Origin of the sequence: Pararhizobium antarcticum, from assembly GCF_001885585.1 — a bacterium.
GTDB classification, from domain to species: Bacteria; Pseudomonadota; Alphaproteobacteria; order Rhizobiales; family Rhizobiaceae; genus Pararhizobium; species Pararhizobium antarcticum.
Genome location: NZ_LSRP01000001.1, coordinates 148374 through 161731, shown reverse-complemented (window position 1 = coordinate 161731; position 13358 = coordinate 148374). Strand labels below are relative to the sequence as shown.

Sequence of the window (13358 nt, the reverse complement as noted above, 5' to 3'; positions counted from 1 at the left end):
GTCAGGTAGGAGTGAAAACCGTAAGCTTGCAGGAGGAAGATCCGATTTTAAACGCTGTTCTATGCGGGTGCGGAGCTATGGCCAAAGGTTGGCTGAAAGCGATCGCGGAAACCCCGAAGCTGAAGTCGACGGTGCGCATTGTCGGGCTGGTGGATGTCAATCCGCAAGCGGCGCAGGCACTGGCGCAGGCCTTCGATTTGACCGACGTCGTCATCGGCTCCAGCCTGGAGGCAGTGCTCGTCGAAACCCGTGCCGATATTCTCTTTGACGTCGTCATTCCTGCTGCCCGCCATGACGTCGTCTCCACCGGCTTGCGGCTCGGCTGTCATGTTCTCAGTGAAAAACCGATGGCCGTTTCCTTGGAAGAGGGCAGCGATCTGGTGCGTCGTGCCGAGGTTGCCGGCCGTATTCATGCCGTCGTGCAGAACAGGCGTTATATATCCGGGATCCGGCGCCTGCGGGCATTTGTCGACAGCGGTGTCATTGGCGACCTCACGGGCATCCATTGTGATTTTTTCATCGGCGCGCATTTCGGCGGTTTCCGCGAGGCGATGGACAATGTGCTGCTGCTCGACATGGCGATCCACACCTTCGATGCCGCGCGCTTCGTGGCCAACAAGGTGCCGCTTGCCGTCTATTGCCACGAGAGCAACCCGAAAGGCTCCTGGTACGGCCGGGATGCTGCTGCGAACGCAATCTTCGAATTTTCCGATGACGTCACCTTCACCTATCGCGGCTCCTGGTGTGCCGAGGGCGCCAATACCAGCTGGGAAAGCCAGTGGCGGGTGATCGGCACGAAGGGCACCTTGCTTTGGGACGGTAACGACACGTTTAGCGCGCACCGCGTTGTCGGAAGCGATGGTTTTCTGCGCGAACTCGAGCCAGTCGACGTCCCGCATCTATCAGACGATGCCCGGACGCATGGCCATGCCAGCGTCATTGCAGACTTCATCGCCGCCATCCGCGACGGCTCGAAGCCGGAAACGGAAAGCAGCGACAATATCAACAGCCTAGCCATGGTCTTTGCGGCGATCGAAAGCGCCCGCAGCCGGCAACGCGTGACCCTTCAGAACAGGACAGTTTGATGAGCAATCCGGCAAAATCCATCCGTATCGGTACCATGGTCAGCGCATCCGCCGGCAAGGCCGCGGGCCGCATCGGCCAGATCGCCGATATGGGGTTTGAAAGCTTCGAGCCGTTTTTCTGGCAGAGCACCAACGGCCAGGACCTCGCCGAACTCGGCAAGCGCTGCATCGAGGCAATCGGCGACCGCGACATCACGATTTCGACGCTTGGCATGTTCGGCAATCCCCTCGAAGAGACCGACATGGACCTGCAGACCCTGCAGGGCTGGAAGGACTGCATCGACAATGCCCATCATTTTGGTGCGACCTGCATCGCCGGTTTCACGGGGCGCATCCGCAACAAGCCGCTGACCGACAGCCTGCCGCGCTACACGGAAATCTGGAGCGAGCTTGCCAGGCGCGCCAGCGACAAGGGCGTCAAGATCGCCTTCGAGAATTGCGCCATGGATGGCAACTGGGCGAGCGGCGACTGGAATATCGCGCACAATCCGGATGCCTGGGAGCTGATGTTCAACGAGACGCCGCACGACAATATCGGGCTCGAATGGGAGCCCTGCCACCAGATGGTCTATCTGATCGACCCTTTGCCGCAGATCCGCAAATGGGCGCCGAAGATCTTTCACGTGCATGGCAAGGACGCGACGATCCGCTGGGACGTGATCCGCGAACACGGGATTTTCGGCAAGGAGAAATTCGTCTTCATGCGTACGCCGGGCTTCGGCGATACCAACTGGACGGACGTGATTTCCGAATTGCGGCTCGCCGGCTGGTCCGGCTCCATCGATATCGAGGGCTGGCATGATCCGGTCTACCGCGATGCGCTGGAAATGACCGGCCAGGTTCATGGCCTGAATTATCTGAAGACATGCCGGGGCGGCGATTTCATCACCGATCCGGAGTGAAACGTGCATGCCGTGCCGGCATGGAGGATGCCGGCATTCTTGGGATAACCAACAGGAGGAAAAGATGGGTATCCGAAATCTCGTAATCATGGGGGCTTTCGCCCTTGCAAGCGTGTCTGTCTTCGCAGTTTCGGCGAAAGCCGAGGATGTGACGATCAACGTCTGGTCGCTCGACCGCGATATTCAGCCGGCGCCCACCCTGGTGGCTGATTTCAACAAGCTGAACACCGGCATCAAGGTCGAATATCGCCAGATCCAGTTTGACGATGTCGTCAGCGAGGCGATGCGCGCCTATTCGACCGGTCAGGCGCCTGACATTATCGCCATCGACAATCCGGAACACGCGCTGTTTTCGTCGCGCGGGGCGTTTCTCGATCTGACGGACATGATTGCCAAATCCACTGAAATCAAGACGGCAAACTATTTCCCGGGGCCTCTGGCATCGACGATGTGGGACGGCAAGAATTACGGCGTACCGAAGGCGACCAATACGATTGCGCTCTACTACAACAAGGATATGTTCAAGGCGAAGGGGCTCGACCCGAGCAAGCCGCCGCAGACCTGGGACGAACTGCTTGACGCGGCGCGCAAGCTGACTGACCCGGCGGCCAACGTCTATGGTCTCGCCTTCTCGGCCAAAGCCAGCGAGGAAGGCACCTTCCAGTTTCTTCCCTGGGCGCAGATGGCTGGTGGCGGCTATGAGGCCATCAACTCCGAAGGCTCGATCAAAGCGCTCGACGTCTGGAAGACGATCATCGAGGAGAAGCTCGCCTCACAGGATAGCCTGACCCGCGGCCAATGGGATTCGACCGGCACATTCAATTCCGGCAATGCCGCCATGGCGATCTCCGGTCCGTGGGAGCTCGACCGGATGCTGACGGAAGCAAAATTCGAGTGGGGCGTAACGCTTCTACCGGTGCCGGAAGCAGGTGCCGAACGGTCCTCCGCCATGGGCGATTTCAACTGGGCGATCTTCTCCAACACCCAGCATCCGGCAGAAGCCTTCAAGGTGCTGGAATATTTCGCCTCGCAGGATACCAGGATGTTCTCGGATTTCGGCCAGTTGCCTGCCCGCTCGGACATCGCCATTCCCGCGACCGGCAAGCCGCTCAAGGACGAGGCGCTCAAGGTGTTCATCGAGCAGCTGAAATATGCCAAGCCGCGTGGTCCGCATCCGGAATGGCCAAAGATCTCCAAGGCGATCCAGGATGCCATCCAGGCTGCCCTGACCGGCCAGATGAGCTCGAAGGACGCGCTCGACCAGGCGGCCGAGAAGATCAAGGCCGTGCTCGGTTGATCAAGGGCGCGCCGGACACGGGGCGCCATCTCACCCGTCTTTAAGTTTCCTCCCGGAAGGGGCTGTCGCTGCGCTTGCGTGACCGGCAGCCCCGTTCGGAACGGACGAGGGCACCATGAAACGACTTCTATCCAGCATCACGGACGGCAAGGGCTTCGACATCCTGCTCGTGGCCTTTCCGCTCGGCTACCTCTTTCTGATGTCCGGCCTGCCGCTTCTCTACAATGTCCTGATGAGCTTTCAGGAGGTCGACATGTTCAGCCGGGGCAGTTTCTGGCGACCCTTTGTTGGCCTGAAAAACTATCGGGATCTGTTTGCCATGCCCGAAACCCTGCCGATCCTCTACAACACCGGCATTTTCGTTGTGGCCTCGATTGCAGGACAATTCCTGCTCGGCTTCGGACTGGCACTGTTCTTCTGGACCAATTTTCCGGGCGCCACATGGCTGCGCGGCCTCTTCCTGGTGTCGTGGGTCATGCCGGGCCTTGTCGTCGGCGCGATCTGGAACTGGATCCTGTCGGGCGATTTCGGCGTCCTGAACTTTCTGCTGCGCGAAACCGGTATCATCGACGGCAACATCTTTTGGCGCTCCGACCCGGATTTCTCGCTCTGGGCTGTCATCATCGCCAATATCTGGCTCGGCATGGCCTTCAACATGATCCTGCTCTCGGTTGGCCTCTCGGCTATCCCAAAGGACCTCTACGAAGCAGCCGAACTTGATGGTGCGAACGCCTTCCAGCGCTTCTGGACGATCACCCTGCCGATGATGCGCTCGACGATTGGCGCGATCATTTCGTTGGGGCTGATCTTCACCCTGCAGCAGTTCGACCTGTTCGCCGCAATCACCTCTGGCGGGCCGAACAACTCGTCCAACGTCACCCAGTACTGGGCCTGGGATCTTTCGTTCCGGCAGTATGACTTCGCCAAGGGGGCGACGATCTCGGTCATCATGATCATCTTCGTGATGTTTGCCTCGGTCGTCTATGTCCGATCGACACGCCATGAGGTGCGGGGATGAGCAACACGATGCACAACCGCCTGATGCTGATCATCGCCCTTATCCTGGCCGCGGTCTATCTGTTTCCCCTCTACTGGATGTACATCACGGCGCTGAAGACCGGCTCGGCGATGTTTGCGACACCGCCGCAATTCTGGCCGAGCGATCCGCAATGGCAGATCTATGGCGATGTCTGGCGGAGCCGGAACATGGGCCGCTATATGGTCAATTCGCTGGTCATCGCATTTGGGGCCGTCTCGCTCATCTGCGTGCTGGGCGTCGGCTGCGCCTATGTTTTGGCGCGCTATCGGAACGTCTGGGTCGATATCGGCCTGTTCCTCATCCTGATGCTGCAGGTGCTGCCGGCGTCGCTGATGATCACGCCGATCTTCGTCGGCTTCTCCCAGATCGGGCTGCTCGCCAGCCCGCGTTTTGCTGTCATCCTGGCCATTGCCGCGAAAAGCATGCCGTTCTTCGTCGTTCTCGTGCGGGCTACCTTCATGAGCGTGCCGCAGGAACTGGAGGAGGCAGCGCTGGTCGACGGCAATTCGCGCATCGGGGCTTTCTGGCACATTGTCCTGCCCCTCGCGCGCAACGGCATCCTTGTCAGCGCGATCCTGATCTTCATGCAGGCCTTCGGCGAATTCGTCTATTCGAAGTCGATCATCCAGGCCGTCGAACTTCAGCCGGCCAGCGTCGGGCTCAATTCGTTCATGGGGCCGAACACCAATGAGTGGAACAACATCATGGCCTACGCGACGATGTATGTAACGCCGATCCTCGCCATCTTCGTCCTTCTGCAGCGCCGTATCGTTTCCGGCCTCACCTCGGGAGCCCTCAAATGACCCTTCAGATCGAACTTTCCGGCGTCAACAAATATTACGGCGCCTTCCACGCCCTGAAGAATATCGACCTGGCGATCGAGAAGGGCACGTTCGTGGCGCTCGTCGGGCCGTCCGGTTGCGGCAAGTCCACCTTGCTGCGCTCGCTCGCCGGCCTCGAGAGCATTTCGACGGGCGATCTTCGCATCGCCGGCGACCTGATGACCACTGTGCCGCCGCGCAAGCGCGATGTCGCGATGGTCTTCCAGACCTATGCGCTCTATCCGCACATGACGGTCGAGCAAAACCTGACCTACAGCCTGCGCATTCGCGGTGCGAGCAAGGCCGCAATGAAGAAGGCGGCGGCAGATGTGGCTGCGACCACCGGTCTTTCGGACTTGCTCGGCCGCTATCCGCGCGAACTCTCGGGCGGCCAGCGCCAGCGTGTCGCCATGAGCCGGGCAATCATCCGCAATCCCAAGGCGTTCCTGTTCGACGAACCGCTCTCCAATCTCGATGCGGCGCTTAGGGTGCACATGCGCAAGGAAATCCGCATGCTGCACGACCGGCTGGGCGCCACCTCCGTCTATGTCACGCATGACCAGATCGAGGCGATGACCATGGCCGACCATGTCGTCGTCATGCGCGACGGCATCATCGAGCAGCAGGGGCGACCGCTCGACCTCTATGATCGGCCGGCCAACAAGTTCGTCGCGGGTTTCATCGGGTCGCCGGCGATGAATTTCATTCCGGCCACCGTCGGTTCGGACGGTTTTTCGCTGGTCACCCATGTTGGCGAGCCGCAGACGATCGTCCTGGACCGCGCGCTCGATCCTGGCCGCAGCGTCGTTGCAGGCCTGCGACCCGAGCATCTGACTGTCGTTGATGGTGGCGGCATGTTTCGGTTTCCGGTCGGGATTGTCGAGACAACAGGCTCTGCAACCTATATCTCGACGGCAACAACACCGGAGATCACCATCGTCGATACGGCCCGCCGCTCGATCCGGACGGGCGACGTGATCGAGCTGACGATCCGTCCCTCGGATGTGCATGTCTTCGACACAAAGACCGGAATGCGCCTCTGATCAGTGGGCCGTTTTTTCTCGATAAAAATACGTTTTGGCGACTTGACAGGAAAAACCCTGCCGATATTCCTTGTGCCGAATTTAAGAGAACGGTTCTCCGGGACCGCGACAGGGAGGACTATCATGGCTGGACTACTCGCGGGCAAACGCGCCGTCATCACCGCTGCAGCACAGGGCATCGGGCGCGCCGCCGCAGAAGCCTTTCAGCGGGAGGGCGCCATTGTCACGGCGACGGACATCAACGCCGAAAAACTCGCTGAACTTAAGGCGCTCGGCATGAATGTCGCGACGCTCGACGTCACCAGCAAGGATGCGATCGAAGCCTTTGCCGCGGAGACGGGCACGATCGACGTGCTGTTCAATTGCGCCGGTGTTGTCCATGGCGGTGCCATTCTCGATTCCAGCGAACGGGACTATGATCTGGCCTTCGACCTCAACGTCAAATCCATGTTCCGGATCATTCGCGCCTTCCTGCCCGGCATGCTCGCCAACGGTGGCGGATCGATCATCAACATGTCGTCGGTGGCCGGCGTACCGGCGGGCGTGCCCAATCGTTTCGTCTATTCGGCAAGCAAAGCGGCGGTCATCGGACTCACCAAATCGATCGCCATCGACTACATCAAGCAGGGCATCCGCTGCAACGCGATTGCACCGGGCACGGTTCAGTCGCCGTCGCTGGAAGAGCGCATGAGGGCGCAGGGCAACTACGAAGAGGCGCGTGCGGCCTTCATCGCCCGCCAGCCGATGGGGCGCCTTGGCGAACCCGAGGAAATCGCAGCCCTTGCCGTCTATCTCGGCAGCGACGTCTCTGCCTATACGACCGGGCATGTGCATGTCATCGATGGCGGGCTCAGTCTTTAGGCGGGGTTTTTCCTGCCGGTGTACAGGGCGTGGCGGCGCGGTATAATCCGCGCATGACCGAGACAAAACCCCTGCCGCTCCACCCGGTGCTCCGCATCGATTTTCCGCAGGCCGAAAGGCTTGGGCGCGGCAAAATCCTGCTTCTGGAGCATATCCGGGAGACCGGCTCGATTTCGGCCGCTGGCCGCGCCATGGACATGTCGTACCGGCGCGCCTGGCTGCTGGTCAGTGCGCTCAACGCCATGTTTTCGCAAGCATCGGTCGAATCCCAGCGGGGCGGGAAACAGGGTGGGGGAGCCGCCGTGACACCGTTCGGTGAAGAACTGATCCTCCGGTTCCGGGCGATGGAGGCGAAGCTTGCGCAGGCGATGGCGGAGGATCTCCTGTGGCTGGACGATCATCGCGCCGACGGGACGGCTACTGCTCCAGCGCCACGCTCTTGATGACGACGTGGATGGGCATGCCCGCCTGAAGCGCGAGCCGTTCGGCCGAATGGGCGGTGACGCGCGAAACGATGGTGTTACCGCCGCAATCAACGCGAACGTCGATCGCCCCTTGCGCCTCCGCGCCGATTTCCAGGATCCGGCCTTCGAAGATGTTCAGCGCGCTTAGGCCTTGCGGGGCGCTTATGGCAAGAAGGACGTCCCGGGCTGCGATGTGCAGCCGGATCGCATGGCCGGCCGGCAGGGAAACCTTCGGCACCCGGAAAAGCGTTTCGCCGGCACGGATCACCGTCAGTCGCGGATCATCGCCGGCATCCGGTTCAATGTTTGCCTCGATCACGCAGCCAGCCTCCCTGCGCCCGATCATCGAGGTCAGCGCCGACAGGCTGAGGACAGTGGCGGCATCGCCTGAAGCGCTGACCCGCCCGTCTTCCAGCGCCACCACTCTGTTGGCAAGGCGGGTCACCTCTGCGACCGAATGGCTGACATAGACGATGGGAATGTCGGTTTCATCGCGCAGGCGTTCGAGATAGGGCAGGATTTCGGCCTTGCGGGCCTCGTCCAGCGCTGCGAGCGGTTCGTCCATCAACAGCAGGCGAGGGCTGGAGAGGAGTGCGCGACCAATGGCGATACGCTGTTTTTCTCCGCCCGACAGGTTCGTTGGCGCGCGCTCCAAAAGGGCTTCGATGCCCAGCAGGTCGACGATCCTGTCGAAATCCTGCCCCGTCTGGTTTGCGGGCGCGAACCAGCGGCCATAGGTCAGGTTGTGGCGGACGCTCAGATGCGGGAAGAGCCGTGCCTCCTGGAAGACCGAGCCGAAACGGCGCTGGTGCGGGGGCGTGAAGGAGCGGTTTCCACTGTCCATGATGATGTCGCCGTCAAGCACGATCCGGCCGCTATCGGGGCTCAGAAGGCCGGCGATGATGTTGATCAACGTGGTCTTGCCCGAGCCGGATTTTCCAAACAGGGCGGTGACGCCCCTGTCCGACGAAAAGGCCGCGTCCAGCGAAAAGCCACCCAGCCGGTGTGTCGTCTGGACCTCCAGCGTCATGTGCGCTCCACCCGGCGGGCGGCCATGCCGGCCAGCACTTCCGATACCATCAGGGCGGCCATGGAAATGACGATCGAAACGATCGTCAGGCGCATGGCCCCCGCATCGCCGCCCGGTACCTGCGTAAACGTATAGATGGCGGCAGACAGCGTTTGTGTCTCGCCGGGAATGTTGGAGACGAAGGTGATGGTGGCGCCGAACTCACCCATGGCCTTGGCGAAGGACAGGATCATGCCGGCGATCGCGCCTGGAATGATCAGCGGAAGCGTGATGGTGAGGAAAACCCAGATTGGCCCGGCGCCGAGCGTCGAGGCTGCCTGTTCAAGCTTGCGGTCCACCGCTTCGATCGACAGCCTGATGCTGCGCACCATCAGCGGAAAACCCATGATGGCGCAGGCAAGCGCGGCACCGGTCCAGCGGAAGGACAAGACGAGCCCGATTGTTTCCTCCAGGAACGACCCGATCGGGCCGCGCCTTCCAAACAGCATGAGCAGCAGATAGCCAGTGACGACAGGTGGCAGGATCAGCGGCAGGTGCACGAGGCCGTTGACGATCGATTTCCCCCAGAACCGGCCGCGGGCAAGCAGCATGGCGACCGCGATCCCGAATGGCAGGCTGACGAGCATGGCGACACTGGAAACGCGCAGGCTGAGCCGGATCGCCGTCCATTCCGCATCGCTCAAAACCAGCCAATCCAAACAAACGCTCCGTATCAAGTGGCCACAATGGCGCTCTGTCTTGCCTGTCGGTTTACGGCCGACGATAGGTGCTCCGGCGATGGGCCGCCAGCGCGCGATCGACTTATTTCAAGAGCGTGAAGCCTTGGGCTTCGAACAGAGCCGCAGCCGCGTCGGACCTGATGAAAGCGATATAGGCCGCTGCTGCCGGGCTCTTGCTGTCCGCAGTCACGGCGATCGGATAGACAATCGCTGGATGGCTGTCTTCCGGGAATGTGCCGACGATCCTGACGCCGGGATCGGCAATCGCATCCGTCCGGTAGACGATGCCATAGGGCGCCTCGCCCCTGGATACGAGCAGCAGGGCTGCCCGAACGTTCTCTGCACCGGCAATCTTTGCCTCGACCGATGACCAGACGCCGAGCTTTTCCAGGGCAGCCTTGCCGTATTTTCCGGCCGGAACCGAATCGACGGCACCCATGGCAAGCTTGCCGTCGCCTACCAGCGTGGCGAGATCGAAGCCTTGCCTGATATTGACTGCGGCCATGTTGTCGCTGGCGCCCACGAGAACCAGCTGATTGCCGAGCAGGTTCGCACGGCTGTCTTGCCTGATGCGCCTGCTTTCGGCGAGATAGTCCATCCAGGCCTGGTCGGCGGAAATGAAGACATCGGCAGGGGCGCCGGCCTCCACCTGCTTGGCAAGTGCCGAACTCGCGGCATAGGAGACGATCGCTTCGTTGCCGGTTTCCTTCTGCCATTCCGCGTTGACCATATCGAGGGCGTTTTTCAGGCTTGCGGCGGCAAACACGGTGATTTTGTCTTCAGCGAAAGCGTTGGAAGCCAGCGGCAAGATGGCAAGGCACATGCCGGCAAGGGCTGCTCCGAACGATTTCAGAAAAGTCCGACGGACAGGCCGCATCTTTTCCTCCGATGGCTGCCGAGATATTCTTGTGAATATAGCGATCTATGGGCAATTGACCAGCGCTATGTTTTCTCGGATATAGCGTATCGCCAGCACATGACCTGGCGTATTGGTACTTGTCTCGACTGTCGCCCGCACTACAGTCTGCCGCTCAGCACGCAGCGGAACGACAAGGGCCAACCGGATGGAAAATGATGTTAAGCTTGGGGAGGCTTGGAAGGCCGCACTCGCGCCGGAGTTTTCCGCTGATTACATGGCGGGCCTGAAGCAGTTTCTGCTGGGAGAAAAACAGGCCGGAAAACAGATCTTCCCGAAAGGGCCCGAATATTTCCGGGCACTCGATTTGACGCCGCTCGACACGGTGCGCGTCGTCATTCTCGGACAGGACCCCTATCATGGCGATGGTCAGGCGCACGGATTGTGTTTCAGCGTCCGGCCCGGTGTCCGCACGCCGCCATCGCTCGTCAACATCTACAAGGAACTGCAGACCGATCTCGGCATTGCGCCGGCCCGACACGGTTTTCTCGAAAGCTGGGCGAAACAGGGGGTTCTTCTCCTGAACAGCGTGCTGACGGTCGAGCGGTCTCTGGCGGCTTCACATCAGCGGAAGGGCTGGGAACGCTTCACCGATGCGATCATCCGCGCCGTCAACGAGCAAGCGCATCCGGTGGTCTTCCTGCTCTGGGGGGCCTACGCGCAGAAGAAGGCGGCTTTTGTCGACCAGAAGCGCCATCTTGTGCTGCGGTCTGCCCACCCTTCGCCCTTGTCGGCGCATGCGGGGTTTCTCGGATCCAGGCCGTTTTCAAAGGCCAACACCTTTCTCGTCTCGAAAGGGTTCGACCCGATCGACTGGGCATTGCCGGAGACGCCGGACGTTCTGTCCTAATTTCCCGGCCTGCCCTTGTCGGCCGCTTTCGCCAGGCGCCTTGAAACGACATGCTCGCGCCAGACCGTGAAGATGCCGGCGCTGACGACGATGACCGATCCGGCGACCATGGCGAGACTGAGGGTTTCGCCGAAAATGGAGACGCCGATCGCGCAGGCAAAGACCAGCTGGAGATAGGTGAGCGGCTGAACTTCCGCCGCATCGAGATGTTCATAGGCCTTGATCAGGAAGAAGTGGCTGAAGGTGCCTGTCGCGCAGAGCAGCAGCATCCATCCCCAGTCCGGCGTAGACAGCGTCGTCCAGTAGAAGGGGCCGACCAGGCTGATGGTGATTGCCCCGGCGACGCCGGTGTAGAAAAAACTGGTCATCGAGGAATCGTCGCGGCTGACCAGGCGCGTCGCAATCACGTAGATCGCGAACAGAAAGGCGCAACTCAGCGGCAGAAGCAGGATCAGTTCGAACTCGCCGCCATCCGGATTGAGGATCAGGAGAACCCCGAGCATGCCGACGATGATCGCGGTCCAGCGCCGCCAGCCCACCCTTTCGCCGAGCAGGGGCATGGAGAGCAACGCCACGAACAAAGGGCCGGCGGCAAAGATCGCCTGCGAATGGGCAAGCCCCACGCGGGAAAACGATGTGATGACGAGAACGATCTGCAAGACCAGCAGCACGCCACGCAGGATCTGCAATTTCGGCTTGCGGGTCCGGACTGCCGCTTTCAGGCCGCCGTTCGAGCGTGCCGCCAGAACGATCGCGAAGCTGGCAAAGGCCCAGTAACGGATCATCGTGATGAACACCGGCGGATACAGACTGCCGAGATGTTTGGAAATCGCGTCCTGGATCGAGAAGATCACCAGGGCCAGGAGGACGAAGATATAACCATTGCGCTTCGATTGCATGGATCTATCTTACAGCCGCCGGGACAGGGAGAGCCACGGATTTTTGCGCTGCAGCACAGATTCGCTGCAGACAGCGTTTTCGGGCAACACAGGCTGCGCTGCCGTCGCCTGGTCTCACTCCTCGCGGAAGGTGTGCTGGATCTGCTCCGTTAGCGGCTTTGCCAGATAGGACATGACGGTGCGGTCGGCGATCTTGATGAAAACCTCCGCCGGCATGCCGGGATAGAGCGTCAGGTTCTCGAGCTTGGCGATGCTTTCGGCTGTCGGGCGGATGCGCAGGGCATAATAGCTGGCACCTGTGCGCTGGTCGGTGATCAGATCCGGCGCGATGGTCGCCACTTCGCCGATCACCAGCGGCGTGGTGCGTTGGTTGAATGCGCTGAAACGCACGTCGACCGGCTGTCCGAGGCGGATCTGGTCGATGTCGTGGGTGGCGATGCGAGCCTCGATCGTCAGGCTGTCTGCTTCCGGAACGACCAGCATCAGCGTTTCGCCCGGATTGATCACGCCGTTCACGGTATGCACGGCGAGCTGATAGACGCGCCCACTGAGCGGCGCGCGGATGTCCAGCCGTTTCAGCTGGTCCACGGCTGCGATCCGGCGGTCCTCGTATTCCGCGATCTTGCCCTCGACGTCGGTCAGTTCCTTGGCGATCTCGGTTCGACGGTCCTCGTCGAGCTGGAGTATCTGCAGGTCGATTTCACTGGCCTTACCAGCGGCCTGCGCCCGCGCTGCGATCCGGGCTCCACGCTCGCCTTCGAGCTGGGCGCGATTGCGCTTCAGTTCCGTCAATCGCTGCATCGAGACCAAGCCCTTCGCATAGAGCTTTTCCAGTCCGACGAGTTCCTCGTTGATCAACGTTAGCGCATCTTCGATGGCAGCCAGCTGAACGGTCTGGCCCTTGTTTTCGTCTGCCAGCTGGTCCTTGCGGGAGGCGAGCTGGCTTTTCATGCCGCTCAGCGCATTCCGGCGGCTGATGAACAGCTTGCGCTCGCTGGCTTCCAGTGTCTCTGCCGACGCGCCGTTGGTCAATTCCGTCAGCTTTTCCGGAATGCTGAACGTATCGGCGGCAATCTGCTCTGCCAGCAAGCGGGCGCGCCGGGCATAGAGCTGGGCCAACGTGTTCTGAACGATCGACAGGTTGGCCTGAACTGTCGTGCCGTCGAGCTTGATGAGGATCTGGCCCGCGTCGACGCGGTCGCCCTCCTTGACGGTCACGGCGCCGACGATGCCGCCTGTCAGGTGCTGGATCTTCTTGACATTGCTGTCGACGATGACAGTGCCGGAAGCGACGATTGCACTCGACAGCTCTGTCGTCGCGGCCCAGCCGCCGATGCCGCCGACCAGGGCGACAGCGAGAACCGTCACGGCGGTCATGTGGCGCGCCAGCGAACGGCGGGCGCTGACGGGTTGTTTTTCCTCGGGGCCGGTG

General features: G+C 61.1%; 14 protein-coding genes. 9 read left to right on the top strand and 5 right to left on the bottom strand.

The window, feature by feature from the left end; translation table 11 throughout:
• Positions 1-44: 44 nt before the first annotated feature.
• The 8 genes from AX760_RS00685 (at position 45) to AX760_RS00650 (ending at position 7491) form a co-directional block, all read left to right on the top strand.
• Positions 45-1085: a Gfo/Idh/MocA family protein gene (locus AX760_RS00685; RefSeq protein WP_280950743.1), complete on the top strand. Its 1041-nt coding sequence runs from the start codon at positions 45-47 to the stop codon at positions 1083-1085.
• Positions 1085-1987, top strand: a complete 903-nt coding sequence (locus AX760_RS00680) for a sugar phosphate isomerase/epimerase family protein (protein ID WP_071830899.1) — start codon at positions 1085-1087, stop codon at positions 1985-1987. The genes AX760_RS00685 and AX760_RS00680 overlap by 1 nt, the downstream gene beginning before the upstream one ends.
• 64 nt (positions 1988-2051) lie before the next feature.
• Positions 2052-3284 carry an ABC transporter substrate-binding protein gene (locus tag AX760_RS00675; protein ID WP_071830898.1) on the top strand — a complete coding sequence of 411 codons (1233 nt, stop codon included), beginning with the start codon at positions 2052-2054 and terminating at the stop codon, positions 3282-3284.
• Between the two features lie 115 nt (positions 3285-3399).
• Positions 3400-4302 (top strand): carbohydrate ABC transporter permease, encoded by a 903-nt coding sequence (locus AX760_RS00670; protein ID WP_071830897.1) that lies wholly within the window; start codon positions 3400-3402, stop codon positions 4300-4302.
• Complete coding sequence (locus tag AX760_RS00665; RefSeq protein ID WP_071830896.1) at positions 4299-5126, top strand: carbohydrate ABC transporter permease; 828 nt, start codon at positions 4299-4301, stop codon at positions 5124-5126. The genes AX760_RS00670 and AX760_RS00665 overlap by 4 nt, the downstream gene beginning before the upstream one ends.
• Entirely contained in the window at positions 5123-6187 is a 1065-nt protein-coding gene (locus AX760_RS00660) for an ABC transporter ATP-binding protein (RefSeq protein WP_071830895.1), read from the top strand. The genes AX760_RS00665 and AX760_RS00660 overlap by 4 nt, the downstream gene beginning before the upstream one ends.
• A gap of 123 nt (positions 6188-6310) precedes the next feature.
• A complete protein-coding gene (locus AX760_RS00655) occupies positions 6311-7048 on the top strand; it encodes an SDR family oxidoreductase (protein ID WP_071830894.1) in 738 nt (245 codons plus the stop codon).
• Between the two features lie 53 nt (positions 7049-7101).
• Complete coding sequence (locus AX760_RS00650; RefSeq protein ID WP_071830893.1) at positions 7102-7491, top strand: winged helix-turn-helix domain-containing protein; 390 nt, start codon at positions 7102-7104, stop codon at positions 7489-7491.
• On the opposite strand, the gene modC is transcribed toward AX760_RS00650, so the two are convergent.
• The 3 genes from modC to modA all read right to left on the bottom strand — a co-directional run bounded on the left by modC (position 7466) and on the right by modA (position 10138).
• Positions 7466-8542 carry a molybdenum ABC transporter ATP-binding protein gene (gene modC, locus AX760_RS00645; RefSeq protein WP_071830892.1) on the bottom strand — a complete coding sequence of 359 codons (1077 nt, stop codon included), beginning with the start codon at positions 8540-8542 and terminating at the stop codon, positions 7466-7468. The genes AX760_RS00650 and modC overlap by 26 nt on opposite strands.
• Complete coding sequence (modB, locus tag AX760_RS00640; RefSeq protein WP_071830891.1) at positions 8539-9240, bottom strand: molybdate ABC transporter permease subunit; 702 nt, start codon at positions 9238-9240, stop codon at positions 8539-8541. Before modB ends, modC begins: the two co-directional genes overlap by 4 nt.
• A 103-nt stretch (positions 9241-9343) precedes the next feature.
• Positions 9344-10138: a molybdate ABC transporter substrate-binding protein gene (gene modA / locus AX760_RS00635; protein WP_071830890.1), complete on the bottom strand. Its 795-nt coding sequence runs from the start codon at positions 10136-10138 to the stop codon at positions 9344-9346.
• Between the two features lie 187 nt (positions 10139-10325).
• Between modA and ung the strand changes: the two genes are divergently transcribed.
• Positions 10326-11027 carry a uracil-DNA glycosylase gene (gene ung, locus AX760_RS00630; RefSeq protein ID WP_071830889.1) on the top strand — a complete coding sequence of 234 codons (702 nt, stop codon included), beginning with the start codon at positions 10326-10328 and terminating at the stop codon, positions 11025-11027.
• On the opposite strand, the gene AX760_RS00625 is transcribed toward ung, so the two are convergent.
• A complete protein-coding gene (locus AX760_RS00625) occupies positions 11024-11926 on the bottom strand; it encodes a DMT family transporter (RefSeq protein WP_071830888.1) in 903 nt (300 codons plus the stop codon). The two genes, ung and AX760_RS00625, sit on opposite strands and share 4 nt — an antisense overlap.
• A 114-nt stretch (positions 11927-12040) precedes the next feature.
• On the bottom strand, positions 12041-13303 hold the full coding sequence (locus AX760_RS00620; RefSeq protein ID WP_071831032.1) for an HlyD family type I secretion periplasmic adaptor subunit: 1263 nt from the start codon (positions 13301-13303) through the stop codon (positions 12041-12043).
• Positions 13304-13358: the final 55 nt, after the last annotated feature.

Coding starts and splice junctions, on each gene's coding strand:
- AX760_RS00680 (WP_071830899.1), top strand. CDS start 1,085: ATGAGCAATCCGGCAAAATCCATCCGTATCGGTACCATGGTCAGCGCA.
- AX760_RS00675 (WP_071830898.1), top strand. CDS start 2,052: ATGGGTATCCGAAATCTCGTAATCATGGGGGCTTTCGCCCTTGCAAGC.
- AX760_RS00670 (WP_071830897.1), top strand. CDS start 3,400: ATGAAACGACTTCTATCCAGCATCACGGACGGCAAGGGCTTCGACATC.
- AX760_RS00665 (WP_071830896.1), top strand. CDS start 4,299: ATGAGCAACACGATGCACAACCGCCTGATGCTGATCATCGCCCTTATC.
- AX760_RS00660 (WP_071830895.1), top strand. CDS start 5,123: ATGACCCTTCAGATCGAACTTTCCGGCGTCAACAAATATTACGGCGCC.
- AX760_RS00655 (WP_071830894.1), top strand. CDS start 6,311: ATGGCTGGACTACTCGCGGGCAAACGCGCCGTCATCACCGCTGCAGCA.
- AX760_RS00650 (WP_071830893.1), top strand. CDS start 7,102: ATGACCGAGACAAAACCCCTGCCGCTCCACCCGGTGCTCCGCATCGAT.
- modC (WP_071830892.1), bottom strand. CDS start 8,542: ATGACGCTGGAGGTCCAGACGACACACCGGCTGGGTGGCTTTTCGCTG.
- modA (WP_071830890.1), bottom strand. CDS start 10,138: ATGCGGCCTGTCCGTCGGACTTTTCTGAAATCGTTCGGAGCAGCCCTT.
- ung (WP_071830889.1), top strand. CDS start 10,326: ATGGAAAATGATGTTAAGCTTGGGGAGGCTTGGAAGGCCGCACTCGCG.
- AX760_RS00625 (WP_071830888.1), bottom strand. CDS start 11,926: ATGCAATCGAAGCGCAATGGTTATATCTTCGTCCTCCTGGCCCTGGTG.
- AX760_RS00620 (WP_071831032.1), bottom strand. CDS start 13,303: ATGACCGCCGTGACGGTTCTCGCTGTCGCCCTGGTCGGCGGCATCGGC.